Below are 24,221 nucleotides of genomic sequence, written 5' to 3'. Positions count from 1 at the left end.
AAAGTGAAACAGCTTGTTACGTTTGGATGGCTGCGCGCGTCAACGGCGCCATGCAACTTTTCCGCTGGATGCTGGCACTTACTGGAAGTATTCGATGGCCTGGGCCTGGCGTAGTCGTCGCGAATCAGGCGGAGTTTCTGAAAACAATGACAGTATTGCTCTCTGCCAGGTCCACCGACGATATCGTCGCCGACCCATTCTGTGAGAGGCCGCGCCAGCTCTTCTCGACCTGCAAGTGGGTGCTTGGCGGATGTTTCGTCTTTGAAAGTTCAAGCCGTCCTCTGCTGGACCTGGTAGAGGCGGCGTATGGTGGTTTGCCGGCACATCAGTTGGCCAACGCATGGCCGGAATTCCGTGTGACGTTACGTCTGGTGTCGCGTCACCTGCCTTCCTATGTAAGCGATCCGCCTCCGGTAAGCATGCAATCGGGGGGCGGCATGCTGTGCGGCGTGATGGATGCATCGAACTACGTCGTACTGATGCCCGATGAGCGTCGCGCTTTGATCGTGGCCTCGGAAGACATGCTTGGCTACCCCTATCACCTGCGTTATGAACTGATCGAATTTACGGTGTTTACGCTGGCGGCACGAAGCCTGGGGCTGATTCCACTGCATGCGGCCTGTGTCGGCCGCCGGGGCAAGGGCGTGTTGCTACTGGGTGCCAGCGGTTCCGGTAAATCGACGCTTGCGTTGCACAGCCTGTTAAGGGGATTGGACTTTCTTGCCGAAGATGCCGTATTCGTACATCCGGAAAGTCTGCATGCCACGGGGGTGGCGAACTACTTGCACGTCAAGCCTGATGCGCTCCGTTTTGTCGAGGATGATGAGACATGTCGTTGGCTGGAAGGTGCGCCTCTTATTCAGCGACGTAGCGGCGTCGAAAAGCTGGAAGCGGATTTGCGAGAGAGTGGCGGCCATCTCGCGTCAGCGCCTTTGAAGCTGGTCGGCGCGGTGTTCGTATCCAGCACACTGGCCGATCATGCCGATGGATTGCTACAGGCGATGCCCGCCGAGCAGGCCATGCAGCGATTGGCGGACGACCAACCTTATGCGCTCGGACAGTCGGGATGGAATGCCTTCGCAGATCGGCTGGTGCATTCAGGCGTGCACGAGCTTCGACGAGGCCGTCATCCGACGGCATCGATTGATGCTTTGCTGAAACTTTTAAAGTGACCAAGCGTGGCTTGGCTATGCGCTCCGCGATCCCCGGCCGACAGGAGCGCGCGAGAATATGCGGGGTGTGATTGGCCCAATGCGGCGTGGCATTGCTGCGGCATGCGATGGTGTGTGAATTCATGGCAATGACGAATGCATCACGTAGGCCGACTGGGCACGCATTCGAAGCGTTTGTGAGTACGCTTCCTCGCGCTGACCTGAGGCGCATGATCGTGTATGTCGTGCTGTCGCTTGGAGGCGCGCTGACAGGCAGTTTGTCGGCGGTTTTCCTTGTGCCGCTGGTGCAGCCGGGCCATGCGCTGTCGTTCGGACGCTTTGCGTTCGAGCGGCATGGCAACGTTGACGTGCAGGCTGTCTGGTTTCTCGCAGTGACGGTGGTTTTTGCACTGCTGCGCTGGCAATCGGCCCGGTTAGGTGCCTATCTGGTCGGTGCCTATGGCATGAGTTTGCGGCGAAAGGTTCATGCCCGCCTGATCAGTGCGCGCCTGGCTGCATTGGCCAATTCGACGTCGGCGGAAATCGCCAACGTACTGACGCATAACGTGGAGCTCTTGACGCAGGGGTTCGGGGCGTTGCTACAGCTTTTCGTGGCCGCCGTCACCTCGATCGTCAGTCTCGGACTTGCGTTCTGCGTATCGCCCTCGCTCATGCTTGCAGCACCTTTGCTGGCTGCGCTCGGTGTGATCGCATCGCGTGCGTACAGTCGCGAACAGGTGCAAGTCAGCCGTCAGTACGTCATGGATATGACGCGCTTGTTCTGGCTTAGCGAAGATTTTCCCAGGCGTCTGCGTCACGTGCGTTCGTTCGGGCGTGAGGATGCGGAAAAAGCCGGTTATGGAGCCATTTCCGATCGGCTTGGCCATGGCTACCGGCGGCAGCTGGAGCTTGTGGCGTCGGGAAGGTTGATGCTGGAATTGCTGGGCGCTGTCGGTATCGCGGCGCTCTTCGTACTGGCAGGACGCTGGCGAGGTATCGATCATGCTTCGCTTATCGCCGTGTGCTTATTGCTCGGTCGACTTTTGCCTTATCTAGTCGCTACGCGTCAAAGTTTTCAGCAGCTACGTTCAGCCACACCCGCCTTGGAATTGTGGCAGCGATATATGCAGTTGGATGTCGAGCGGGCATCTCCGGCTCCAGTGCGTGGCATCGGAAACGGTCATGCGCTGCATATTGAACGAATAAATTGGAGGCCTCCCTCTGCAGGTCTTGAGATCGAGCATCTGGTTCTTGTGCCCGGTGAGCTGACGCTGATCTGTGGCGATTCCGGAATAGGCAAGAGCAGCCTGGTCGATGTGTTGGCGGGTATGACGGCGCCCGATTATTTCGTGGCACGCATAGGTGCGGAGCGGATTGATTTTGAGCAGTACCAGGCACTTGTTGGGCATGGCGCCTATGTAAGCCAGCATGTGCGGCCGTGGCAACAAACAGTGCGCGAATGCCTTTGCTGGGCAGCTCCCGATGCGACGGACGAAATGATGTGGAGCGCGCTGGATGACGTTGGCTTGCGCAAGAGGCTGGCGCATTCGGCATGTGGTTTGGACACGGCATTGAGCAGCGCATCGAGCCGATTTTCGGGGGGCGAATTGCAGCGTCTGTTGCTTTCACAAGTCATTCTGCGTCGGCCTTCCATAGCGTTATTGGATGAGGCTACTAATGCGCTCGATGTGGCTTCCGAGTTATCCGTCCTCGCGGCGATCAAGCAGCGCTTGCCAAATACGGTGCAGATTGTTGTATCGCATCGCCAGGACGTGATGTCATTGGCTGATACGTGCGTAAGCATTGCGAGTGACCGCGTTGAAGTGTCTGGCAAACATCGCCGTACGCTGCATGTGAAGTGTTGAAAAGTCGGGGCTCCCGCGCTTTTGTCAACGAAGTGTGAAAGAGGCGGTCTGCATATCATATTCCTGAACACACATGCGCTTGTTTGAAAATTGGCAATTCCCTAAGCGATTCAGCTGCTACATTTTGTCTCCCGGTGATTCATCTGCCTTCATCAGGGAGCGCCTATGTTCCATATTCAAGGAAGTTTTATCCGCACGGCAATCGTGGCGACCGTTTTCGCGGCAGGAGGTATGTCTTCGATTGCTGCTGATACGACAGCTATTGCCGATGCGCCGTCTACTGGCTTAGGTCAATCGTGGCCGAATGCGCCGGACGTTAGTGCGAGCCCTCATTGGCACGTATATATTTTCATGCTCCATGGCATCAAATACGTGCAAGTAAATGATTTGAACGGCACGGTGCACGCAGCGATCGAGATTGTGAATGGCACTTCGATGGTGCTGCCGATGGGTGTTGATTCACTACGCGTTGTCGAGAGAGTACGAAGTGCGGTGATATCCCGAAGAATGCCCGGTGCGGAGATTGTGTATAGCGATGCCACCACAACGGTATTGGCGGTACCTCAAAATGACGGCACCACGAGGTTCTACACGGAGGATACTTGCACGAGTCCTTACAGTTGCTCGTCGGGCAGCAATTGAGGTCTTGCGTCGAAGTCGGCTAGCTGACCCAGAGCCGCATAGGTGCAGGAGCGCTCGATTTCTGCAGTTCCAGGGTCCCGCTGCGGAGCAATGCGGTTATTTTCATGTGATCGTCCGATGAGCGCACATGCAGTTGTCCGTTGAAAATTTCAGCGTGACTGCGCATTTCGTCTACATCGCGCGCATAGGCTCCCAGTTTGGCGCCAAGTTGGCGTCGGCGCTCGTTATGGAATAGCGCATGGGCAATGCCATCATCGCTGTAATGGCCTTCGACGCATATGACGATCCATCGTTGCCCGTTTGTTTCTCCGGCGCGAACCTTCAGGTGGACCAGCGAGCAGGTGATTTTTGTACAGACATGCGCTATTGCTTCACAAATGGCGCGATATGCCGCTGCGAGTACAGCCGGTTCCAGTGAATGGAAACCACGGCCTTTGATCTGGCAACTGTAGGCAATGCCTGCTTCATCCAGTGTACGCGCAACGGTCTCGTGAAGCGCCGCGGGTAGCCCGCGATCGCGCCATGCTACAGGGTGCAGGCTTTCGGCTAAGCGATAAACCTGTTGTTGTGCGGCGAGTGCCTGCTTATAGAAAGCATGGTCTTCGATATTGGGCACGACGCGGCGCATCTGTTCCAGGAAGCGATGGTTGTTCACGTGAAGCGTGCCTGCCACGAACTCCAGACTCTCTGCGGCTTGTCGCAAACGGCGCTCACTGAATTGGAGGCTCTGTCGAGCTGTGCTCTGCACGTTGGTCGCTATGAACTTTTCTTCCGTTTCTCGCGTCAGTTGTGCGCTGATGCGTGCCCCCATGGCGTAAAGCCCGGTAATGGCGAAGCCGAGGAACAGCTGTGTTTCGATAAGAGGCAGGTCAGGAGTGTCGGCGTGTAGAAGGGCATTGCAGGTGATGGCAAGTGTTCCGCCCAGCGCCGCTGCGCGCCAGCCGTGTTTGAGCGTCAGCCATGCGACCGGGATGAACATGGCCATTTCGATGATTTGCCTCTGCGTTGCATCCGTCTTCAGGCTCATCCATGCAAAAAGCAAAAGAATGGGTACGAACAGGCAGACCGCATCGACAACGAGCTTGCTACGGATGATTCGCTCGACTTGGGCGCGCATGTGTCCCTTGTGGTAATCCAGTCGTGCGATCAGTGCCCACGGGACGATGGAAAGCAGCGTTACGTAGTTTCCGATGAAATAGCCCGCCGCCATGATGGGTTGCGCATGGAAGGATCCGTCCGGCACGCGCACCAGGGAGACGGAAATATAGCTGTACCCCATCCAGAGGGTTGAGGCGAGCAGGACGCATACGAGGAGTACCTTGATGTCGACCAGGTGTTTCGTAGGGAAAAGATTCAGCCGGCTTCTACACCACCACACCAAGGGCATCGCAAGAATGATTGGCGGGATGGATCGCATCATCACCCAGGCCGGACCAAATGCATGGAGGCAGAGATAAGCCTCATAGGCGTTAGGTATGGCTTCCCCGATGGCGAGTGCGAACCAGTATCGGTAGGGGATCAGAAGCAAACAGATTAGGCGCAACGCCGCGTGCAGATGCCAGTGAGCGTCGGAAATAGGGTGCAAAACCGAGAACGCGAGCGCATAGCCTGCGCCCACGGCAAACTGCCTCAGAACTTTATTTTTCCACCACTCCTTCCCCATTCACTGCGCCTTGATGATTGTTTCGCCGGTGAACTTCAAACGTGCGCAAAAATCGGTGAAATGGAACAACCGCAGACGTGAATTTCGCGTAAACCCATCCGCAACGTAGCCGTCTTTTGGAGAAAACCAGAAATGGTTCGCACACTGTGCTTAAACATCGGCACATTTTGCGTCTCAATCAACGAGAGTTGGATGAGTCGCATGGTTTGATTCAACGCAATGCACAAAGCAGTGACAAGAGAACTGAGCTTGTCATTCCGGAGCAGTCGCGGCAGAAGAATCTCATTTCAACATGTGATGCGACGGCGGATGATTGCCGCCATTGCAGTGAAGTTAGTCGGCATCGTTGTAGCGCAACTTTCACTGAAAGCTACCCCTGCAAGCATGCGCGACCTGTCAACGGAACTGCTCTCAGCCATTCCAACAGGGCGTGCTTACGGAGGGGGGCGAAGCATCGCAATACTTTTACGGTGGGATGGTGCGGCGGCACTAAATTCCTGGTGCCCGGAGCGGGACTCGAACCCGCACAGCCTTGCGGCCGAGAGATTTTAAGTCTCTTGCGTCTACCTGTTTCGCCATCCGGGCTGGAGGCAGCTACCGAGGGAACGGCAGCAGGCGTGGGATCGTAACATGCTACCCATGCCTCGCGAAGCAGATAGATCTGGTTTGGTGCTGCCTGGCGTCAGGCCACAGCGCTTTCGATCGGAATGTCCGGTCGAGCGTATTGCGCCAGGCGTATGGTTGAGTTGGGTCCAGACATTTCGACACAGGTGCTTCGGCCTGACCGGTTATGCTCGTCACGAGCAGTTTCTCGTGCGAGCTGAATCGCCGGCCCTAGCCTTAACTGGCTGAACAGGGTGGCCGATTCTCGGCGAATGCTCCATTCGCCATCGGGCAACTGTATGAGTGAGTAGATCACCATCGGTACGCTCCATTCGGTTAGCAACAACTAGCCTTGCTGGGGTATACGACACCTGTGATTCCCGGACTTGCTCCCTAAATGATGACATCAAACCCGGCGCCCGTATGTAGGGGATTTCCTACATGCGTGTAAGCGTCAGAGGGAGGGGGCGTATTTGGGAAATCCTTCCAAAACGGGGAGTTGTCGTCTTGCAATGTTTTAGCCGTACGCCTACTTTGCGGGTTGCACCAACCCAGGGAGGGCGCAAGATGATCGATGTCGTGCTCGTGGATGACCACGAGCTGGTACGTACTGGTTTCCGGATGATCCTGCAGCAGAAGGACATCCGCATTTGCGGCGAGGCTGGTACGGCCGAGGATGGGCTGCGTCTGATTCGTGCGGTCAGGCCGAATATCGCCCTGGTCGACGTGCACATGCCGGGCATGAGTGGTATCGAGCTCACCGAGCGTGTGGCCAGAGCTCGTCTTGCGACCCGAATAATCGTCGTAACCGTGGTCGACGACGCCCGTTTTCCAAAGCGGTTGTTGGAAGCAGGGGCGCACGGTTATCTGACCAAGAGTTGCGCGGCTGGGGAGTTGCTGGATGCCGTGCGCCAAGTGGCGCGCGGGCGGCGTTATCTCGCGCCAGTCGTGGCGCAACAATTGGCGCTGGCCACGCTCGATGGTGAGTGCTCTCCCTTTGACTCGCTCTCCAGCCGGGAACTGGAGGTGGCCTTGGCACTCGTACGAGGCAAGCCATTGACCGCTATCGGTGAACAGCTCAGTCTGAGTCCGAAAACAGTGTCCACTTACAAGCAGAGACTGATGGAGAAACTGCATGTGGAACACATTGTCGGCCTTGCCCACTTGATGACCGTGCATGGCGTACTGGATACGCACAACAATCAGGTCGGAAACGAAACCGGCACGTTGTCGGTCGAGTCATAAAACAAAAAAGGGCCGGTGCTTCCGGCCCTTTTTCTATTCTCAAATACAGTATGAATGATCAGGAAAGCTTGCTGTCGCGCTGATCCAGCGATTCATCTTCCTGCGTGGCGGCCTGTTTGCTCTCCTCACCAACGGGTGTGGTAATGGGAGCGTGCGGATGTTGCGGCATGGATAGCAGATCGCCTTGCTCGGGCTGATGAACCAGCGGAGCTGGTGTGACGACACTGGTCGAAGCCGATGCCGATGCGTCGGTTGCTTCGGCAGCTACGGGTTCGATGATCTGAGCAACCTCGGCATGCTTCCACGGCTCGCTCGACGAGTTCACCTCGGCCTCGTTCGCTGCAGGTGCTTCCTCATGAGGCACTGTCACAGTCACCACACCCGCTACATGTGGCAACGAAGATTCAGCATCATGGCTGGGCTGGGAGACGGCCTTTTCGACTTCCACGACTGGTTCACGGGGTGGGATCGGTGGCAGCACCGGCAGATTGAACGACGAGGGGACGGGTGCTGGTGCGACGATCAAAGGCACGTCTTCCTGCATGTCCTGTTTTGCCGGATGTCCGTATTGAGGGACCTCTGAAACGGCCTTCACGGGTTCAGCTTCGATCACCACGGGTTCGACCGAAAGATGCACGTTTGCAGGCGCAGGGCCAGCAGTGGTGACGGGCACGTGAGTTGCAGCCGAAGGCTCAGAAACAGGAGCCATAGGAGCTGGCGCGCTGGCCGCTTCGACCGGCGTCTGGGACGCAGCCGGGGCTGCTGCAGCCTGCTTTGTGTGTGGAATGTGCTCGGCGCTGGAAGAGGTGGGATCATCCCGATCCTCATCATCAACATCGAGTGCATTGATCTGCTCGTCCTGAACGGCAGTAGCGGCCGCACCTTCGTGACGGCGGCGGCGGCGGCCACCACGACGGCCACGACGGCGGCGCGACTGGCCTGCGTTTTCCGTCAGAGCTGCGTCGGCCGCATTGGGTGCGGTTTCACCTGTGGCTACCGCGGTGGTTGTTGCTTCGGCCGACTTGGGCTGCTCGACGGATTTTGCGGCCGGAGCGCCGGTTTGCTGCGGACGTTCGGCCTGGGGCTGACGTGGCTGGCGTTCCTGCTGGGAAGGTTTGGCAGATGCAGCGGTATTCGGCTGTTTGTTGCGCTGTTCGGTCGTTGCCGTTTCACCGGCCGCTTGGGGCGACTTCTGCTGACGTTCCTGCTTGGCCCCTTGCTGTTGCTGCTGCGTACGAGCTTGCTGCGATTGCTGCTGCTCGTTGCGCTGACGCTGAGCTTGATTCTTGCCCTGCTGTTGCTGCTGGGTGTTTCCGCGAGCGCTTGCCGGTTGCGTCTCGCGCTGCGGCTGACGTTGTTGCTGAGCGTTATCACCCTTTGCACGCTCATTCCGGCGCTTGTCCTGTGCCTGGCGAGAATCCTTGCGTGCCGCGACGGGGGCCGGAGCAGGGGCTGGCGGAGCGGCGTTGCCGCTACGTAACCAGCCAAAAAGACGGGAAAGAATGCCGCCTTGTGGCTCGGCAGGAGTGGCGACGGCTTGGCGTCTGACTGGGGAAGCTGCAGGGGCAACAGGGGGCGATTCTTGCTCTTCGCGTACCGGAGCAGGACTGGCAGGCACGATGCCACTTACCGCAGGCTGTTCGCTACTGCCCAATACTTGCCCCATCTTCCTGACGACATCGGCCTCTTCAGCGGTGAGGCGCTCGTAGCTGGGCTTGCTGTGCTCGCCCATTTCCGCTTCGCGTATGCGCTGGATCTCGATGTGCGGTGTTTCGAGCTTCTCGTCCGCCACGATTACCACATGCACCTTGTTGCGCAGTTCGATTTCGACCACGCTGGCGCGCTTTTCGTTGAGCATGAAATTGGCAACGGCGGATGGTGCCTGCACCAGCACCTGGCCGGTGTTGTCCTTCATGGCGTGCTCTTCGATCAATCGCAGTGTCGAGAGCGACAGCGATTCCACGCTGCGGATATGGCCATGGCCATCGCAACGTGGACAGACAATCTGCGTAGCTTCGCCGAGGGATGGGCGAAGACGCTGACGTGACATTTCCAGCAGCCCGAAGCGGGAGATGCGGCCGATCTGGATACGCGCGCGATCCAGCTTGGCGGCGTCCTTGAGACGCTCTTCCACCTCGCGCTGGTGTTTGACGTTGTCCATGTCGATGAAGTCGATGACGATCAGGCCGCCCGCGTCACGAATGCGCAGCTGCCGCGCAATTTCTGCTGCGGCTTCAAGGTTGGTATTGAATGCCGTCTCCTCAATGTCGCCGCCCTTGGTGGCCTTGGAGGAGTTGATGTCGATGGCGGTCAGGGCCTCGGTCTGGTCAATCACGATCGAACCGCCGGAGGGTAGACGCACGGCACGCTCGAAGGCGCTCTCGATCTGCGTTTCGATCTGATAGCGCGAGAAGAGGGGGGTGTCTTCCCGGTACAGCTTGAGCTTGCGCAGGGCGTTGGGCATGACCTGCTGCATGAACTCGCGGGCATCGTTGTAAAGCGATTCCTCGTCGATCAGGATCTCGCCGATGTCATTGCGCAGGTAATCGCGCAGCGCACGGATGAATAGCTTTGACTCCTGATAGATCAGGAATGGCGCCTTTTGCGCCTGCGCGGCAGCCGAGATGGCCTTCCACAGCTGTAACAGGTAATCGAGGTCCCATTGCAGCTCTTCGGCGTCGCGTCCCATGCCGGCAGTGCGCACGATGAGCCCCATGTCGTCGGGGACGGTCAGGTGCTCCAGGGCCTCTTTAAGGGCTTGCCGGTCTTCTCCCTCGATCCGGCGCGACACGCCGCCGGCCTTCGGGTTGTTCGGCATCAAGACCATGTACCGACCGGCCAGGCTGATGAAGGTAGTGAGCGCAGCGCCTTTGTTGCCGCGTTCTTCCTTTTCGACCTGTACGACGACTTCCTGGCCTTCCTTCAGCAGTTCGCGGATGCTGGACTTGTATGGATCCAGGCCCGGGACGAAGTACTCGCGGGCGATTTCTTTTAGCGGCAGGAAGCCATGACGCTCGGCGCCATAGTCGACAAAGCAGGCTTCCAGGGACTGTTCGACGCGAGTGATGCGGCCTTTATAGATGTTGGCTTTCTTCTGCTCGCGCGAAGGGATCTCAATATCAAGGTCGTAAAGGGCTTGGCCATCTACGATGGCCACACGCAACTCTTCACGCTGAGTTGCGTTAATCAACATTCTTTTCATTGTGGTTCCTCGGCTTGGCCGCGCGTCGCGCGCCGCGGTGGCGCCGGGTGTGGCGGCCTGTCCGGGGATCGCGCCGCTGCGGTAAAGCGGCAAATAAACGGTAACGTTCCCGATACCGGGCGATTCTTGGCACGCACGCTGCGATGTCTGGCTAATTCGAAACCGGACAAGCAGCTACCCGAACCGTTACGATTAATGGGTGTTCGCGACCGGCTGCCAACGAGGCGGCCGGCTCAAACCTCGCCGGCGTAACAGGCGGGCGCCAAGTCCTTACTGCAATGTCGGCGGACCGGGCTGAGCGCTGTACGAGTATCCTCTCAACCCGGATTTTTTTCAATGCAGACGGTAACTTCGCCCGATGTACCTCAAGGGGTGCGTCAACTCGAGATCGGCCCGGAACGGGACGGCCAGCGTATCGACAACGCTTTGATGACACTGCTCAAAGGCGTGCCGAAAAGCATGATTTATCGCTTGCTGCGCACCGGGCAGGTACGTGTGAACGGCAAGCGCGCGAAACCGGATACGCGTCTCAGCCAGGGCGATATCTTGCGCATTCCGCCCGTTCGGGTGGCAGAGCGACCGGCTGGGCAGGTAGGCGCGCCGGAGAGTGCCATTGCCGCCGTCACGGACGCCGTCATATTTGAGGACAAGCACTTTCTGGTTATCGACAAACCCTCGGGGATGGCAAGCCACGGAGGCAGCGGCGTCAGTTTCGGTGCCATCGAACTCCTGCGCCAAGCTCGCCCCAAGGATCATCTGGAGCTGGTGCACCGGCTGGACCGTGATACCAGCGGCGTGCTGGTCTTTGCCCGCACCCGAGCTGGCCTGACCGGGTTGCAGGCTGCCATCCGTGCGGGAGAAGTCACGAAGCAGTACCTATGTCTGATGGTGGGGCGTCCTTCCAAAGCGCGGTTCGACGTCAATGCGCCCTTGCTCAAATCCGTCCTCCAGGGCGGGGAGCGTATGGTGCGCGTCGCCGAGGGGGGCAAGCCTTCCTTGACGTTCTTCCAGGAAATGGAGCAGTACCCCGGCGCGCGACTTATGCAGGCCACGCTGGGCACGGGACGCACGCACCAGATCCGCGTCCATGCCGCGCACGTCGGTCATCCGCTTGCTGGCGACGTGAAATACGGGGACCGGGAAGCAAACAAGCGTTTCCGCGAACGGGGATTGCTGCGGCTGTTCCTGCACGCCTCACGTATGTCCTTTGAGCTGGACGGGCGCATCTATGATTTTTCGACGCCGCTACCGGAAGATTTGAAGAGCTTTCTGAATGCGCTTGGCACTAAAGGAAAAAGCGCGCGCTAACTTCCAGCGAGCGCAGCAGGGTCCCCCCCGCCAGTGCCGACTCGGCCAAAAGCGCGCAGGCAGTGTGTGCCAGTGCAATAGGCAGCACGCTTCGTGAGCGCAGGAAACACCAGGCCCACCAGAGTTCTCCGACGAAGCACAGTTGCATGAGGACGCCATTGGGCGTGTGCATCAGCGCGAAGATCAGGGCAACCAGCACAATCGCCCATGCCGGCCGCCAAAGCCTGTGTTCGAGGCGGGGCAGCAAAACGAGCAACATCAGCCATTGTTGCAACCATGCCCAGGCGACGTAGGCCAGCACATGGGTAGGTCGTAACCAATGAGGCGCATGACCGTAGAAAAGTGCCAGCCATGCGGTCACCGGCAGAGCAGCCATGGGCCATAACCAATCGCTTGAATGGGCTGGCCATCGCCAGAGACGGGGAATGTGACGACGTTCAATCGCCAGCGCGAAAACCAGCCCTCCCGTGAATGCGACAACACCCAATAGCGTGGGGCGCAAGCCCCAGTGCAGGCCCGCCACCAGCCATAACGGACCTAGCAGACAGCCTGCAACCTCGATCCATGGCCGGAGTCGTCCTTTTACCGGACGCAGCACCAGCCATACCAAGGCGATGAGATAAAGCAGGCACGCCATCCACCACTCCACTTCCCGGGCAGGTGGGGCTGGCTTTGCTTGCGGCGTTGTTCCGGCAGGTACGATCAGTGCGGCCGGCCAGCGTGCTCGCAGCTGGTCACGCAGCGCCAGCATGGTTTCCGCACCGATGCCAGGCGGCAGCCGGAACAGCGGCATAGGCCAATGGGCCGCTGCGCTCGCAGCGATAGGTCCGAGGTCTGCTGACGTCGCTCGATGAGGCAGATCAACCGAGACATCCTGCAAGCGCGGCATGGGCTCGGTAGTCAGCAATTGCACGGAAGCCACGCGCACGGTGGCTTTGGCAGGAATCTGGATGCGCAAGCGAAGCATCCAGGCAGCCTGGGGAGGGACGCATTCGCTCTTACGCGCCAGTCCGCGTAAATCAACGCGCAGCATCTGCGTATCGGGTGTAAACATGCTGACATTCGGAACCACGCATGCAGGCGAGCGATTGCCTTGCCAAACGAGTCCAAGCGTTCCCGGCGTGCTGCTACGTAGCTGCACGACCAGGATGGGCCAATGCTTCAGATCGAGCGCCCACGCAATCGGCAAGCCTAGCTCGAACGGCGTTCCGTCCTCGCTGGCAATGCTTAGCGCACCATCCTGTTCTTTCACCGTCGCGTGCCCGAAGGCCCTGCCGGCGATCAGGTCATGGGATTGGCGCAGTTGCCATTGCCATAGCGGTTGATCGGACTGGACGAGGGCGAGCGTTTGTTGTGCGCGACCGAACAGCTGCGCGCCGGTAATGCGTGAGGCAAGGTAACCGAGAGCGATGCAAACTATGGCGGTGACCAGCCCATAGCCGGCTACCGCCGAGACGGCGTGAAGGCGCCGACGGTTGCTCAACGTTCAAGCAAAGCGTTGACGCGCGCCGCGCAGATGAAATCATTCAATGACAAACCGCCGACATCATGCGTAGACCAGCGCAGCTTGCAATGCCCGTAGCCTGCCTCGATATCAGGATGGTGATCTTCATGGTTTGCCATGAAACCCACCGCATTGATGAAGCCAAGGGTGTGATGGAAGTTCTCGAACCGGAAATTCTTCAGCAGTGCGTCACCTTCTTCACTGAGCTTCCACCCGGGCACCAAGGGTAACAATGCACCGATAGCCGCTTCGTCCAGCGCATGTTCCTTGCCTTTGCGCGGCTGGCAATGCTGGGAGGATAGCGGAAGAGTGGTCATGGCAGATCTCCGTGATGTTCGCAGAAGCGCCGAAACTGTACGCGAAAAGATGTGGGTCCGGGCATTCGGCACGAAACAGGACTAAAATGGTGCGGTATGAGGCAACCCTGTTGGCGAGGGTGCCCTGGTTATTTCCGGAGCAGGCATGATCGAGATTTCCGAACGCGCACAGCAGCATTTTCTGCGCCTATTGTCGCAGCAGGGCATCGATGGGCTCAGCATTCGCGTGCGCGTCACCTCACCCGGTACGCCGGCAGCCGATTGCGAACTGGAGTTCTGCGAACCGCAGGAACTCAGCGGGAACGAATGGACCGTCGAATGCACCGGTTTCGATTTTCATATCGAAGGCGACAGTGCTTCGTGGCTGGAAGGTGCCACCATCGATTACGAGCCCAATCAGACAGGCGGCCAACTGAACATTCGCGCGCCCAAGATCAAGGGTGAACTGCCGGGCATGGAAGCGGGATTGGTCGAGCGGGTGCGTTACGTGTTGGATGCCGAAGTGAATCCGCGTATCGCCGCGCACGGTGGGCGCGTGAGCTTATTGGAAATTGATGCCAACGGCGTGGTCATCCTGCAGTTTGGTGGCGGATGCCATGGTTGCGGCATGGTCGATGTCACGCTGAAGCACGGTGTCGAGAAGACCTTGCGCGAGCGTGTCCCGGAAATCACCGAAGTGCGGGATGCAACGGATCACCAGCGAGGGGATAACCCCTACTACCGCAAGAAGGAAGGTCAGTCCGCCATGGGCTGAGCTCGCTTCTGCGCTCAATCCTTTTCCTTTTGGTGGCGCCGTAGCAGCCAGATGAACACGCTGGCCGAGACCAGGCCAAGTGCCAGTCCCATGCCGGCCCCCCACAGCATCCCATCGTTTCCGTCCAGTGCGCGACCGATAAAAGCGCCAAGCAGAAACAAGACAGGTAAGGGTAAACAGCCCACGTCCGTACTCCACGCGTGCAAACCTGAATCGTGATGCAAAAAAAGCAAGGCCCGCAACTTTGGTTGCGGGCCTTAGGCATATCGTGGCGGCAGATCGTTAACGCTAATCGCCTTGAATGTGTCCTTTCAGCGTATCGAGTTTGCTTGGCAAGGATGAGAAGTAAGCAGCAATATCTTCGATGTCCTGATCGGAAAGCGTGCCGGCAAATCCCTTCATGATCGGATTATTCCGGCGTCCATCCTTGTATTCGTGCAAGGCCTGCTGGATGTATTCATTGTACTGGCCGGCCAGACGCGGATATTGCGGATCGACGGCGTTTCCGTCGGCGCCGTGGCAGGCGAAGCAGGCGGCGGCCTTGGTCTTGCCATTTTGAATGTTGCCAGCCGCAAACACCGGTACCGAGACCAGCACAAGGGCCATACCAAACGAGAGCAGCGTAAGCGCGCGTTTCATGCAGGTGGAATCCTTGGCTGATTACTTCGGAGCAATACTGGACAAATAGGCGGCGATGTCCTCGATCTCTTGATCGGAGAGGCTCTGCGCCTGCGCCATCATGGTCGGATGCGTGCGGTCGCCCGACTTGTACTCATGCAGCGCATTGATGATGTATTGCTCGTTCTGGCCGGCGATTTTGGGAACCGGATATTGCGGGTACGCGTTATTGGTGCCGGGAACACCATGGCAGCCGTTACAGGTGTAGACGAGGATGCGGCCGTTCTTCTTGTCACCGGTCGCGTGGGCCGAACTGCAGCAGAGCAGCGCGGCGGTGGCAGCCAGCCCAAACAATTGCAATCGAGTCATCAAGAGGATCCCCACGGTTCCAGCGGATGCGTGCAACGTATTCCGCCGAGTATAGAGGCTGCCGACGAGCCGTCACAATGGGAGGGCAAGAGGGGATGGTAGCGACAAAAAGCCGCGCAGCAATTCCATGCATGGTTGAGGCCCACAAGGATCTCGGAGCGAATCTTGTGGGGCCGCTACTGGATGAGCCTCTTCAAAACAGGCTCTTGATGATATGGATGCCAGCCGCGTATTCGCCTATCACGGTGCCGAAGCTGACCAGGAAGAAATTCAAGAGGGTACGCGCCACGCGGTTCGTCCACCAGCCGCTCCAGTGCACGATATCGTCGCGAAGATTCTCGAAATCCGCGACACGCGGGCGGCGCGCCCACACTTCAACCATGGCACTGATGCCGCCAGCGGGAATGCCGGGGCGAAACGGTTTGATCGGGGCCGCCACGAATGCGGCCAGCACACTTAGCGGATGGGCTCGTGCAGCCAAGGCGCCAATGGCGGCGAAACACCCCGTAAACAGCACCCAATCGCGCAAAGCCTGTGTCCCAAGCACGGTATTGCGGTGAAAGGCATAGCCAATGGCCGCGAATACCAGCAGCACCAGCCCGACGGCCAGCCATTTCGGCCATTGCGTCTTGGGCGGTGTCTTGGCGAGTTCGGCCACCGTTGCCGTGGGATCGGACTGTTGTACGCGCAGGTGCTCGCATAGACCTTTCAAATGGCCCGCACCGATCACCACCAGGACTTTGCATGGGTTGGCCGTCACCGAGCGGCCAGCCTCTTCGCGTAGCCGTGCCGCCATATACGCATCGCGTTCGGCAATCAGGCTGCCGTACAGCGGTGCCGACTCGCTGGCAAATTCGCTGAAGGCGCTTTCCAGCATGTCACCTTCTTTGAGCTTTTCGATCTCTTTTTCGTCGATGGTCTCGCGTTCGAACACACTGGCCAGCAGACCACCCAGCAAGCCGAAGCGCTGCCATAGGCCGACGCTGCGCCAGGCGCGCTTGAGCGTGGTGCCCACCTCGCGATCGATCAGCCACAACGGCACATGGCGTTCGGCAGCACCGTCCATGGCCGCTTTCATTTCAGCACCAGGCTGAATGCCGTACTGATCGGCAAGACGCTTCTGAAAGGTGGAAAGCACCAAGCTCGCCGCGACCATGCCCGCCTTGCCTTCGCGAATCACGCGGAACAGATCCATTTGCTTGAACGCTTCCGGATCGCGCATGCCTTGGGCACGGCTTTCACACAGTTCCACCGCGACGGCATCGAACGATTCTTTTTCCAGCAAGGCTTGTACCGCCTGCACGCTGGTACGCGAAACGTGCGCCGTACCCAGCACCACATATTCCACGCCATCACGTTGCACACGCTCGATCGGCTGATTTTCGAGATCAGCGGGTGTGGCAAACATAGAAGTGTCGGTTGCGCTCATGCGAAGGATGCAAAGGCAGGAGGGATACGCTCAGCATGGAGATACCGAGAACCCGGCACAAGTCGGCACACGCCAACGTGCGAACGGTTAATCACGAAAACGGCGCAACAGATCGCCATAAGCATCAATGCGGCGGTCGCGCAGGAACGGCCAAATGCGCCTTACGTGTTCGCTGCGCGCCATGTCGATATCGGCGATTAGCAACTGGCGACCGTCGACATTCGCCTGCGCCAGGAATTCGCCCTGGGGTCCCGCAACAAAGCTGCTGCCCCAGAACTGAATGCCTGCACCCACACCGGCCGGATCCGCCTCGAAACCGGTGCGATTGCAGGCTAGCAACGGTAAGCCATTCGCCACCGCATGGCCGCGTTGTACGGTAATCCAGGCCTCGCGCTGGCGATCTTTCTCGGCCTGTTCGTCGTTCGGGTCCCAGCCAATGGCCGTGGGATACAGCAGCAGTTCCGCCCCGGCAAGCGCCATCAGTCGCGCAGCTTCGGGGTACCACTGATCCCAGCACACCAGCACACCCAGCCGGCCGACCGAGGTGTCAATCGGCTCAAAGCCGAGGTCGCCGGGTGTGAAATAGAACTTCTCGTAAAAGGCCGGATCATCCGGGATATGCATCTTGCGGTATTTGCCCGCGATAGCTGCCGAACGATCAAATACCACAGCGGTGTTGTGATACAGCCCAGCCGCGCGCTTTTCGAACAGTGACGCCACCACCACCAGTTTCAGCGCTTCGGCCAATTTTCCGATGCGTTCAGTGCTATGACCCGGGATGCTTTCGGCGGCGTCGAATTCGCTTACCGCTTCGTGCTGGCAAAAATACGGGCCGTTATGCAGTTCTTGCAGCAGCACGAGCTCGGCGCCGGCTGCGGCGGCTTCGCGCAGACCAGCTTCGATGGCGTCGAGATTGGCGTCGCGACTGCCGCGATGGGTCTCTTGCAGCAGCGCGACTTTGAGCGTCTTGGGATTCATGCAGGGAACCTATTCGCCAGCGCAGCGAGGTGGGTTACATAGTGTAGCGGCAGCGGTGGATGATCCGTGCCGGCCGGTTGCCGGAGATCGGCATCTGCCTGGTTTTCACGATGCCGGAAACGGCCGGCGGTCATGCAATGGTTACTGCGCGCGTTTATTCAAGCGATCGCGCGGCCTGCCAAGGATCAGCCGAGCAGACCTGCAGGCAGTTGCATGGTGATGCAATGCAGGCTGCCGTTCTGCCAGATCAGCGGGCGGCAGGGGATTTGCACCACGCTACGTCCCGGATGCGCCTCGCCAATGATACGTGCCGCTGCATCGTCCGCCGCATCGCCGTAAGCCGGTACCAATACCGCACCATTGACGATCAGGTAATTCGCATAGGAAGCCGCCAGGCGCCGACCATCATCGAGGATGGGTTTGGCCCACGGCAGTGGATAGAGCGCGTAAGCCTCTCCACCCGGCGTACGCAGCGCAGCCAACTCCTCGCCCATGTGTTGTAGCTCGAGATGATGCACATCGTTGGCGTCGTCGCAGGCTTGATACACGATGCGATGACCCGGTGCAAAACGCGCCAATGTGTCGATATGCGCATCGGTGTCGTCACCTTCCAGATAACCATGGTCGAGCCATAGCACACGCTGCGCATGCAAGCTGTCGCGCAATATCGCACTCATGTCTTCGCGTGACTGTTCGGGATGACGCTGCACGAGGCAACGCCAGGTGGTAAGAATGGTTCCCGCGCCGTCACTTTCGATGCCGCCGCCTTCCAGCGCCCAGTCAATACGCTTGTGTGCGGCTGAGCCAAACACGCCCGCGTCCACCAAGCCTGCAATCAGCGCATCGTCCTGTTCGGCACCGAACTTTCCGCCCCAGCCGGTAAAGCGAAAATCCGTCAGCAGAAAACGGTCGTTCTCATCGCGCAACGTAATCGGCCCGGAATCACGCAGCCAGGTGTCGTCATACGGCAAGGTCACGAAACGGATACGCGTCATGTCGGCGTTCGAGCCTTGCAGTTCCGCTTCGACATGCGCGCGCAACGCGGCATCCGCCACCACGATGATCAGCGGTTGGAATCGCGTCACGGCGGCGGCTAGCGCGACATAGGTCGATTCCACGGCAGCAAGCCGCTCGGCCCAGTCGGTGCCGGTATGCGGCCAGGCAATCAATACGGCGGCCTGCGGCTCCCATTCGGCCGGCAGGCGCAAGCTGGAATCGGTCATGAAACAGCACTCGCGCTAAAGATGAAGTGCCCGCAGAAGCGGGCAGGCAAGTGCATCAGTTTACAGCCAGGGGCCGTGGGCGAGTAAGCGATACGGCTGGCGGGCTGAGCCGCGCGGCCAAATCCGGCTGCTCATTCCACGCGTGGTATCAATTCACTGCGCCGGGATTGCGGTTATTGCCAGCGGGCGTATTGAGCACGGAGTGAATCACGCGGCTCCTTTCGAAATAGACGATGAAGTGCGCATATTCCCAGCGATTGATCGTCGGGTGCCTGGCGCTATCGCCACCGCGCGGCGAGAGTTTGCGCAGCGGCGCACCATACATCTTCTCGACCTGGGCCATGGTCAAGCCCCGCGCCGGCAAATGCATGCCCTTTTCCTGCTGGACGCGTTGAGTCAGCGTTTCCTGGGCATGGAGGGGCTGGGGTGCGATCAACCCGGCGCCCATGGCGATAGCTGCCAACAAAGGCAGGGTATGACGATGCTTGAACATGATCCCCTCTCCGCGCAAAGCGTTGCTGCGCCGTTGTAGCAGAACTGCCGGGACCGTGCCAACGAGCAAAACCGGCAGATGTGACCCAGCCATGGCTTTACTTCTTGCTTGTTTCAGCAAGAGTCCCGGTAACGGCTCCGCTATCATGTGCGGCTGCGGGCTCCAAGCCCGGTCCGAGTTACTGTCCGATGATTGCGTTTCGCCACTTCGCCCTGCGCCGAGGCAGCCGGCTGCTGCTTTCCGATATCGATCTGGTCATTCAGGGCGGCTGGCGCCTGGGCGTGGTCGGTCGTAATGGCTGTGGCAAGTCCAGCCTGTTCGCCGCGCTGCAAGGACAGCTGGAGGCCGATGCCGGCGAGTTGGATATGCCAGCGAAGCTGCGTCTTGCGTCCGTGGCGCAGGAAACACCGGCATTACCGGACCCTGCGATCGATTACGTGATGGGCGGCGACGTGGAACTGGCTACTGCATTGCGCGACGAGCTTGACGCCCAGGCGCGCGGTGATACCGAAGCGATGGCCCGCGCGCATCACCGCATTGAAGAGCTGCACGGCTATGACGCGCGTGCCCGGGCCGGGCGCTTGCTGCATGGACTCGGTTTCAGTCCCGATACCCACGAGCGCGCGGTACGCGAGTTCTCCGGCGGCTGGCGCGTACGCCTGAACCTGGCGCGTGCGCTGATGGCGCCATCGGAGCTGCTGCTGCTCGACGAGCCTACCAACCACCTTGATCTGGATGCCGTGCTGTGGCTGGAAGAATGGCTGCGACGTTATCAGGGAACCCTGCTGGTGATCTCGCACGACCGCGAATTCCTCGACGGCGTCATCACGCACACGATGCACCTCAACGAGGGCAGGGCGAAACTCTACGCGGGCAATTACAGCGCGTTCGAACGGCAGCGTGCCGAACAATTGCGGCTGCAGCAGATCGCTCACGAGCGCGAACAAGTCGAGCGAGTGCATCTGCAATCCTTTATCGACCGCTTCAAGGCAAAGGCCAGCAAGGCCAAGCAGGCGCAGTCGCGCATGAAGCGGTTGGAAAAAATGGCTGGCACCGAAGCCGTGCGCGCGGAGCGTCCTTTTCGCTTTGAATTTGCCGCACCCGAGCGCCTGCCGGATTCCATGCTGCAATTGGAAGACGTGAATGCAGGGTACGCCTCCCTCCCGCCTCCGCATGAAGGAGAGGGGGTGAGTGTCGTGCTGGCCGATGTGCGTTTCCGCCTTGAGGCTGGCGAGCGCATTGGCTTGCTGGGTCCGAATGGCGCAGGCAAATCCACCCTGGTCAAAACGCTGGTGGGCGAGCTTTCTCCGCTTGCCGGCGAACGCAAAGCGCACAAAGACCTCAAGATCGGCTACTTCGCCCAGCACACCGTAGAAAGCCTGCACGAAGGCGCGAGTCCCTTCAATCACTTGCAAGACAAGGCACCGGGTATCAGCGCTCAAGTGCTGCGCGATTTTCTCGGTGGCTGGAATTTCGCTGGCGACCGCGCCTTCGAATCCGTGGATGGTTTCTCCGGTGGCGAGCGCGCGCGCCTTGCCCTGGCGCTGATCGCCTGGGATAAACCCAATCTATTGCTGCTCGACGAACCGACCAACCATCTCGACCTGGATATGCGCGAAGCACTCGCCGATGCGCTCGCCGATTTCGACGGCGCGCTCGTCCTGGTTTCGCATGACCGGCATCTGCTTGGCATGGTTTGCGACAGTTTCTGGCGTGTTGCCGACGGCAGCGCCGAACCGTTCGACGGCGACCTGGATGATTACGCGCGTTGGCTGCGCGCGCGTGGTGCCGCGCCGAAAAAAAACGAGGCGGAAGCAAAACCTGTCGAATCCGCGGCCGATCGCAGGCGAGCTGCCGCCGCGCAGCGCGAGAATGAAAAAGCCTCGCGCCAGCGCGTCAAGAAAATCGAAACGCGCGTGGCGGCTATCGACGACGAGCTTGCCATGCTGGAGAAAAAGCTTGCCGATCCGGAAACGTATAACGGCCCTACTGCCGAATTGATGAAGCTCGGTCAACGCCAATCCGAATTGCGCAAAGAGAAAGAAACCCTCGAAGCCGAGTGGCTCGAACTGTACGAACTGCTTGAAGCCTGACATGCATGCTCATCCGCTCGCACTGACATGCTGGTTGCCCGCGTTGCAGCGTTTCGATCCGGCGCATCCTCTGCGCCTTTTGCTGCGGCGGGCCGATCGTCTTCCTGATAGTGCACAAGGCTATCTGGGGGGGCTGGCCTCCTATTTTGAATGCGGCGGTGATGCCGTGCCTGCGGCGGCCTTGGTGCGCGACTATCTGGCAGGCGATGCAGAGGGGTTTTCGTGGCTTGCCGCCGATCCTGCGTGGGTACAACCGGATCTCACCGGTGCGCGCCTGATGGCATGCGGCCACATGCAGTTGAGCATGGATGATGCCCAGGGTCTTGCCGAACCTTTGCGTCCGATCTTTGCAGAAGAAGGCATGTCCCTGGACATCGCTTCGCCCGATCGCTGGCAACTGCGGTTGCCCTTGCAAAGTACGTTCCCTGACTTTGCCGCGCCCGAGCAAGCACTCGGGGCCGATTTGTACGAGCACTTGCCTGAGGGAGCGCATGGCCGTCGCTGGCGCGTGCTATTGAACGAAGTGCAAGTGCTGCTGCACCAGCATCCCGTCAATGTGACGCGTCGCCAACACGGCTTGCCACCGATCAACAGTCTATGGTTCTGGGGTGGGGGCTCGTTGCCGCCTCGCGTTACTGCGCACGTAAACGGCGTGCTGGGAGAGGACGTTCTGTTGCTCGCACTTGCGCGACGCGCGGGCATTCCCGCGCAATCACGCGAAAGCGCATGGGCCGATACAGTGCAACGAGGTTGGTTGATCGACCTGCAGGATCAAACGTCCGACGAGATCGCCTCCCGCTGGTGGACATCGCTGCAAGCGCTATCCCGCCAACATGCGGTGCTATACGCTTTCGCCAGCGGGGAGCGCTGGTTGCACCATCCATGGCATCGATTGCGTTTCTGGCGAAGGAACAGCGGGTGAGCGCCTTGATGTTGAAGCGCCGCCCGCTGCTGCGCGAGCCAATGGGTTGGGGCGAAACCCTGCATCCTGTTTTGCAACGCATCTACGCCGCGCGCGGGGTGTTTAGTCCTGAGCAGGCTCAGCATCGTTTGAATCATCTGCTGTCGCCGCAGCATCTGGGCGGCATGCAACAAGCGGTCGCGCTGTTGGCACAAGCGATTCGCGACGACGCTTCGATTGTCATTGCCGGGGACTACGATTGCGACGGCGCCACCGGTACGGCGGTGGCCGTACGCGGTCTGCGGCAGTTGGGCGCGCGCCGCGTGGAATACGTGGTACCCCATCGATTCGTGCACGGTTATGGCCTCACGCCGGAGCTGGTGGCTTCATTGCCGTCACACGCTCAACTCATCGTCACTGTTGACAATGGCATCGCCGGCGTAGCCGGTGTAGCGGCGGCGCAGGCGCGTGGCATGCGGGTGATCATCACCGATCATCATCTGCCCGGTGAGCGTTTGCCGGACGCCGATGCCATCGTGAATCCGAACCTGCACGGCGATGGCTTTCCCAGCAAGGCCCTTGCCGGCGTAGGCGTGATGTTCTACGTGCTGCTGGCGTTGCGCGCCCATCTGCGAGAGCAGGGTGGCTTCGCGTCCAACGCCGAACCCGATCTGTCGAACTTGCTGGATCTGGTCGCACTCGGAACGGTTGCCGATCTGGTTCCGCTCGATTTCAACAATCGCATTCTGGTCGAGGCAGGCATGAAACGCCTGCGCAGCCGTCGCGGGTGTGCAGGCATCGTCGCGCTGATCGAAGCCAGCCAACGAAGCATTGAAACCGTGTGTACGAGCGATTTGGCTTATGCCGTCGGACCACGCCTCAATGCAGCGGGCCGGCTTGAAGATATGCGGGTGGGCGTGGAATGCCTGCTCACGGATGATTCCGCCGAAGCGCGCCGCTACGCCGACTGGCTGAGTACCATCAATCAGGAGCGGCGCGATCTGCAGGCGACCATGGTTGCCGAGGCGGAAACCATGGTGACAGCAGCAACAGCCGTCGAGCTGCGTGCGATCGGCGTCACCTTATTTGAACCAGGCTGGCATGCGGGGTTGGTGGGCTTGGTCGCCTCCAAGTTGAAGGAACGCCTGCATCGTCCTGTCATCGCCTTTGCGCCCGCCAGTGAAGACGACACCAAACAGTTGCGTGGCTCAGCGCGTTCGATACCTGGCTTTCATATACGCGACGCGCTCGCCGCGATCGATGCGCGCCATCCTGGTCTCATCGAACGCTTCGGCGGCCATGCCATGGCAGCAGGCCTGAGTTTGCGCGCCGAACATTACGCATTATTCGCCGATGCCTTTGATGCCATCGCGCGAGAGTGGTTGAACGAAGAACAGCTGCAGGCAGTGCTATACACCGACGGAGAACTGCCCGCCGGACTGTTTACGCTGGACATGGCGCGAACCCTGAGGTTTGCCGCGCCCTGGGGTCAGTCCTTCCCGGAGCCGATATTCGATAACGTGTTTGAGTGCGGCACCTGGCGTCCGATGGGCGAGCGACACCTGCGCTTGAGTTTGCGCGATCCTCGCGATGGAGGAACCCATGACGCCGTCATGTTCAATGCCTATGATGGACAGCCGCCCCCCGCGCGATTGCACGCCGCTTTCGAGTTGACCATCAATGACTGGCAAGGCAGGGAATCGCCGCGACTTCTCCTACGCCATATCGAAGCAATCTAGGGCCTGTCTGCCCGCCATGCCGCGTCATCGCTCAATCGTGTACCGACGTACACGCCTTCGCGCTATCTTTATCTGGCGCGCAAACAGCTCACAGCGCGAGCCACGCCAATAGTGTAAACAGCTC

20 protein-coding genes and 1 tRNA gene are annotated in these 24,221 nt (G+C 59.6%); 9 read left to right on the top strand and 12 right to left on the bottom strand.

Annotation, left to right across the window (positions count from 1 at the left end):
• Positions 1 to 26: 26 nt before the first annotated feature.
• The 3 genes from AC4HNJ_RS18135 to AC4HNJ_RS18125 all read left to right on the top strand — a co-directional run bounded on the left by AC4HNJ_RS18135 (position 27) and on the right by AC4HNJ_RS18125 (position 3,658).
• On the top strand, positions 27 to 1,172 hold the full coding sequence (locus AC4HNJ_RS18135; RefSeq protein WP_490481012.1) for a phosphoenolpyruvate carboxykinase (ATP): 1,146 nt from the start codon (positions 27 to 29) through the stop codon (positions 1,170 to 1,172).
• A gap of 176 nt (positions 1,173 to 1,348) precedes the next feature.
• Positions 1,349 to 3,016, top strand: a complete 1,668-nt coding sequence (locus AC4HNJ_RS18130) for an ATP-binding cassette domain-containing protein (RefSeq protein ID WP_490481011.1) — start codon at positions 1,349 to 1,351, stop codon at positions 3,014 to 3,016.
• A 165-nt stretch (positions 3,017 to 3,181) separates the two neighbouring features.
• Positions 3,182 to 3,658 (top strand): hypothetical protein, encoded by a 477-nt coding sequence (locus tag AC4HNJ_RS18125; protein ID WP_490481010.1) that lies wholly within the window; start codon positions 3,182 to 3,184, stop codon positions 3,656 to 3,658.
• Positions 3,659 to 3,677: 19 nt separating this feature from the next.
• Here AC4HNJ_RS18125 and AC4HNJ_RS18120 read toward each other — a convergent pair whose 3' ends face one another.
• Both AC4HNJ_RS18120 and AC4HNJ_RS18115 read right to left on the bottom strand, forming a co-directional pair.
• The gene (locus AC4HNJ_RS18120) at positions 3,678 to 5,276 is read right to left on the bottom strand and encodes an MASE1 domain-containing protein (RefSeq protein ID WP_490481009.1); all 1,599 of its coding nucleotides are present in this window, start codon (positions 5,274 to 5,276) and stop codon (positions 3,678 to 3,680) included.
• 543 nt (positions 5,277 to 5,819) lie between these two features.
• Positions 5,820 to 5,906: transfer RNA gene (locus tag AC4HNJ_RS18115), tRNA-Leu, on the bottom strand.
• A gap of 585 nt (positions 5,907 to 6,491) precedes the next feature.
• Between AC4HNJ_RS18115 and AC4HNJ_RS18110 the strand changes: the two genes are divergently transcribed.
• A complete protein-coding gene (locus AC4HNJ_RS18110) occupies positions 6,492 to 7,169 on the top strand; it encodes a response regulator (protein ID WP_490481008.1) in 678 nt (225 codons plus the stop codon).
• A gap of 58 nt (positions 7,170 to 7,227) precedes the next feature.
• Here AC4HNJ_RS18110 and AC4HNJ_RS18105 read toward each other — a convergent pair whose 3' ends face one another.
• On the bottom strand, positions 7,228 to 10,371 hold the full coding sequence (locus AC4HNJ_RS18105) for an Rne/Rng family ribonuclease (RefSeq protein WP_490481007.1): 3,144 nt from the start codon (positions 10,369 to 10,371) through the stop codon (positions 7,228 to 7,230).
• A gap of 336 nt (positions 10,372 to 10,707) precedes the next feature.
• Between AC4HNJ_RS18105 and AC4HNJ_RS18100 the strand changes: the two genes are divergently transcribed.
• A complete protein-coding gene (locus AC4HNJ_RS18100; RefSeq protein WP_490481006.1) occupies positions 10,708 to 11,679 on the top strand; it encodes an RluA family pseudouridine synthase in 972 nt (323 codons plus the stop codon).
• On the opposite strand, the gene AC4HNJ_RS18095 is transcribed toward AC4HNJ_RS18100, so the two are convergent.
• Complete coding sequence (locus AC4HNJ_RS18095) at positions 11,657 to 13,162, bottom strand: CPBP family intramembrane glutamic endopeptidase (protein ID WP_490481005.1); 1,506 nt, start codon at positions 13,160 to 13,162, stop codon at positions 11,657 to 11,659. The two genes, AC4HNJ_RS18100 and AC4HNJ_RS18095, sit on opposite strands and share 23 nt — an antisense overlap.
• The gene (locus AC4HNJ_RS18090; protein ID WP_490481004.1) at positions 13,159 to 13,500 is read right to left on the bottom strand and encodes a 4a-hydroxytetrahydrobiopterin dehydratase; all 342 of its coding nucleotides are present in this window, start codon (positions 13,498 to 13,500) and stop codon (positions 13,159 to 13,161) included. Before AC4HNJ_RS18090 ends, AC4HNJ_RS18095 begins: the two co-directional genes overlap by 4 nt.
• Positions 13,501 to 13,645: 145 nt before the next feature.
• On the opposite strand from AC4HNJ_RS18090, the gene AC4HNJ_RS18085 reads away from it, so the two are divergent.
• Positions 13,646 to 14,254: an NfuA family Fe-S biogenesis protein gene (locus AC4HNJ_RS18085; RefSeq protein WP_490481003.1), complete on the top strand. Its 609-nt coding sequence runs from the start codon at positions 13,646 to 13,648 to the stop codon at positions 14,252 to 14,254.
• 14 nt (positions 14,255 to 14,268) lie between these two features.
• Here AC4HNJ_RS18085 and AC4HNJ_RS18080 read toward each other — a convergent pair whose 3' ends face one another.
• The 7 genes from AC4HNJ_RS18080 to AC4HNJ_RS18050 all read right to left on the bottom strand — a co-directional run bounded on the left by AC4HNJ_RS18080 (position 14,269) and on the right by AC4HNJ_RS18050 (position 19,364).
• Positions 14,269 to 14,439 (bottom strand): hypothetical protein, encoded by a 171-nt coding sequence (locus AC4HNJ_RS18080; RefSeq protein WP_490481002.1) that lies wholly within the window; start codon positions 14,437 to 14,439, stop codon positions 14,269 to 14,271.
• A 103-nt stretch (positions 14,440 to 14,542) separates the two neighbouring features.
• On the bottom strand, positions 14,543 to 14,893 hold the full coding sequence (locus AC4HNJ_RS18075) for a c-type cytochrome (protein ID WP_490481001.1): 351 nt from the start codon (positions 14,891 to 14,893) through the stop codon (positions 14,543 to 14,545).
• A 21-nt stretch (positions 14,894 to 14,914) separates the two neighbouring features.
• Positions 14,915 to 15,241, bottom strand: coding sequence for a c-type cytochrome (locus AC4HNJ_RS18070; protein WP_490481000.1), 327 nt, complete (start codon positions 15,239 to 15,241; stop codon positions 14,915 to 14,917).
• 193 nt (positions 15,242 to 15,434) lie between these two features.
• Entirely contained in the window at positions 15,435 to 16,670 is a 1,236-nt protein-coding gene (locus tag AC4HNJ_RS18065; RefSeq protein ID WP_490480999.1) for a TraB/GumN family protein, read from the bottom strand.
• A gap of 87 nt (positions 16,671 to 16,757) precedes the next feature.
• Positions 16,758 to 17,648, bottom strand: coding sequence for a carbon-nitrogen hydrolase (locus AC4HNJ_RS18060; protein WP_490480998.1), 891 nt, complete (start codon positions 17,646 to 17,648; stop codon positions 16,758 to 16,760).
• Positions 17,649 to 17,833: 185 nt separating this feature from the next.
• Positions 17,834 to 18,871, bottom strand: coding sequence for an agmatine deiminase family protein (locus tag AC4HNJ_RS18055; RefSeq protein ID WP_490480997.1), 1,038 nt, complete (start codon positions 18,869 to 18,871; stop codon positions 17,834 to 17,836).
• Positions 18,872 to 19,019: 148 nt separating this feature from the next.
• The gene (locus AC4HNJ_RS18050) at positions 19,020 to 19,364 is read right to left on the bottom strand and encodes a hypothetical protein (protein WP_490480996.1); all 345 of its coding nucleotides are present in this window, start codon (positions 19,362 to 19,364) and stop codon (positions 19,020 to 19,022) included.
• 188 nt (positions 19,365 to 19,552) lie between these two features.
• On the opposite strand from AC4HNJ_RS18050, the gene AC4HNJ_RS18045 reads away from it, so the two are divergent.
• From AC4HNJ_RS18045 to recJ, 3 genes are read left to right on the top strand one after another with little or no spacing between them, the layout of a single operon-like run.
• Complete coding sequence (locus AC4HNJ_RS18045; protein WP_490480995.1) at positions 19,553 to 21,457, top strand: ABC-F family ATP-binding cassette domain-containing protein; 1,905 nt, start codon at positions 19,553 to 19,555, stop codon at positions 21,455 to 21,457.
• A gap of 1 nt (position 21,458) precedes the next feature.
• Entirely contained in the window at positions 21,459 to 22,379 is a 921-nt protein-coding gene (locus AC4HNJ_RS18040) for a phosphoglycerate mutase (protein ID WP_490480994.1), read from the top strand.
• Positions 22,340 to 24,097: a single-stranded-DNA-specific exonuclease RecJ gene (gene recJ, locus AC4HNJ_RS18035; RefSeq protein WP_490480993.1), complete on the top strand. Its 1,758-nt coding sequence runs from the start codon at positions 22,340 to 22,342 to the stop codon at positions 24,095 to 24,097. Before AC4HNJ_RS18040 ends, recJ begins: the two co-directional genes overlap by 40 nt.
• Positions 24,098 to 24,221: the final 124 nt, after the last annotated feature.

Source organism: Dyella sp. SYSU CM1112 (assembly GCF_058216415.1).
The sequence above is the reverse complement of the archived record's forward strand: the minus strand, read 5'-3'. Positions and strand labels throughout refer to the sequence as shown.

Excerpts from the sequence above, each read along its gene's own strand:
- AC4HNJ_RS18135 (WP_490481012.1), top strand. The coding sequence starts at position 27 with ATGGCTGCGCGCGTCAACGGCGCCATGCAACTTTTCCGCTGGATGCTG.
- AC4HNJ_RS18125 (WP_490481010.1), top strand. The coding sequence starts at position 3,182 with ATGTTCCATATTCAAGGAAGTTTTATCCGCACGGCAATCGTGGCGACC.
- AC4HNJ_RS18110 (WP_490481008.1), top strand. The coding sequence starts at position 6,492 with ATGATCGATGTCGTGCTCGTGGATGACCACGAGCTGGTACGTACTGGT.
- AC4HNJ_RS18105 (WP_490481007.1), bottom strand. The coding sequence starts at position 10,371 with ATGAAAAGAATGTTGATTAACGCAACTCAGCGTGAAGAGTTGCGTGTG.
- AC4HNJ_RS18100 (WP_490481006.1), top strand. The coding sequence starts at position 10,708 with ATGCAGACGGTAACTTCGCCCGATGTACCTCAAGGGGTGCGTCAACTC.
- AC4HNJ_RS18090 (WP_490481004.1), bottom strand. The coding sequence starts at position 13,500 with ATGACCACTCTTCCGCTATCCTCCCAGCATTGCCAGCCGCGCAAAGGC.
- AC4HNJ_RS18085 (WP_490481003.1), top strand. The coding sequence starts at position 13,646 with ATGATCGAGATTTCCGAACGCGCACAGCAGCATTTTCTGCGCCTATTG.
- AC4HNJ_RS18075 (WP_490481001.1), bottom strand. The coding sequence starts at position 14,893 with ATGAAACGCGCGCTTACGCTGCTCTCGTTTGGTATGGCCCTTGTGCTG.
- AC4HNJ_RS18070 (WP_490481000.1), bottom strand. The coding sequence starts at position 15,241 with ATGACTCGATTGCAATTGTTTGGGCTGGCTGCCACCGCCGCGCTGCTC.
- AC4HNJ_RS18065 (WP_490480999.1), bottom strand. The coding sequence starts at position 16,670 with ATGAGCGCAACCGACACTTCTATGTTTGCCACACCCGCTGATCTCGAA.
- AC4HNJ_RS18060 (WP_490480998.1), bottom strand. The coding sequence starts at position 17,648 with ATGAATCCCAAGACGCTCAAAGTCGCGCTGCTGCAAGAGACCCATCGC.
- AC4HNJ_RS18055 (WP_490480997.1), bottom strand. The coding sequence starts at position 18,871 with ATGACCGATTCCAGCTTGCGCCTGCCGGCCGAATGGGAGCCGCAGGCC.
- AC4HNJ_RS18050 (WP_490480996.1), bottom strand. The coding sequence starts at position 19,364 with ATGTTCAAGCATCGTCATACCCTGCCTTTGTTGGCAGCTATCGCCATG.
- AC4HNJ_RS18045 (WP_490480995.1), top strand. The coding sequence starts at position 19,553 with ATGATTGCGTTTCGCCACTTCGCCCTGCGCCGAGGCAGCCGGCTGCTG.
- AC4HNJ_RS18040 (WP_490480994.1), top strand. The coding sequence starts at position 21,459 with ATGCATGCTCATCCGCTCGCACTGACATGCTGGTTGCCCGCGTTGCAG.
- recJ (WP_490480993.1), top strand. The coding sequence starts at position 22,340 with ATGGCATCGATTGCGTTTCTGGCGAAGGAACAGCGGGTGAGCGCCTTG.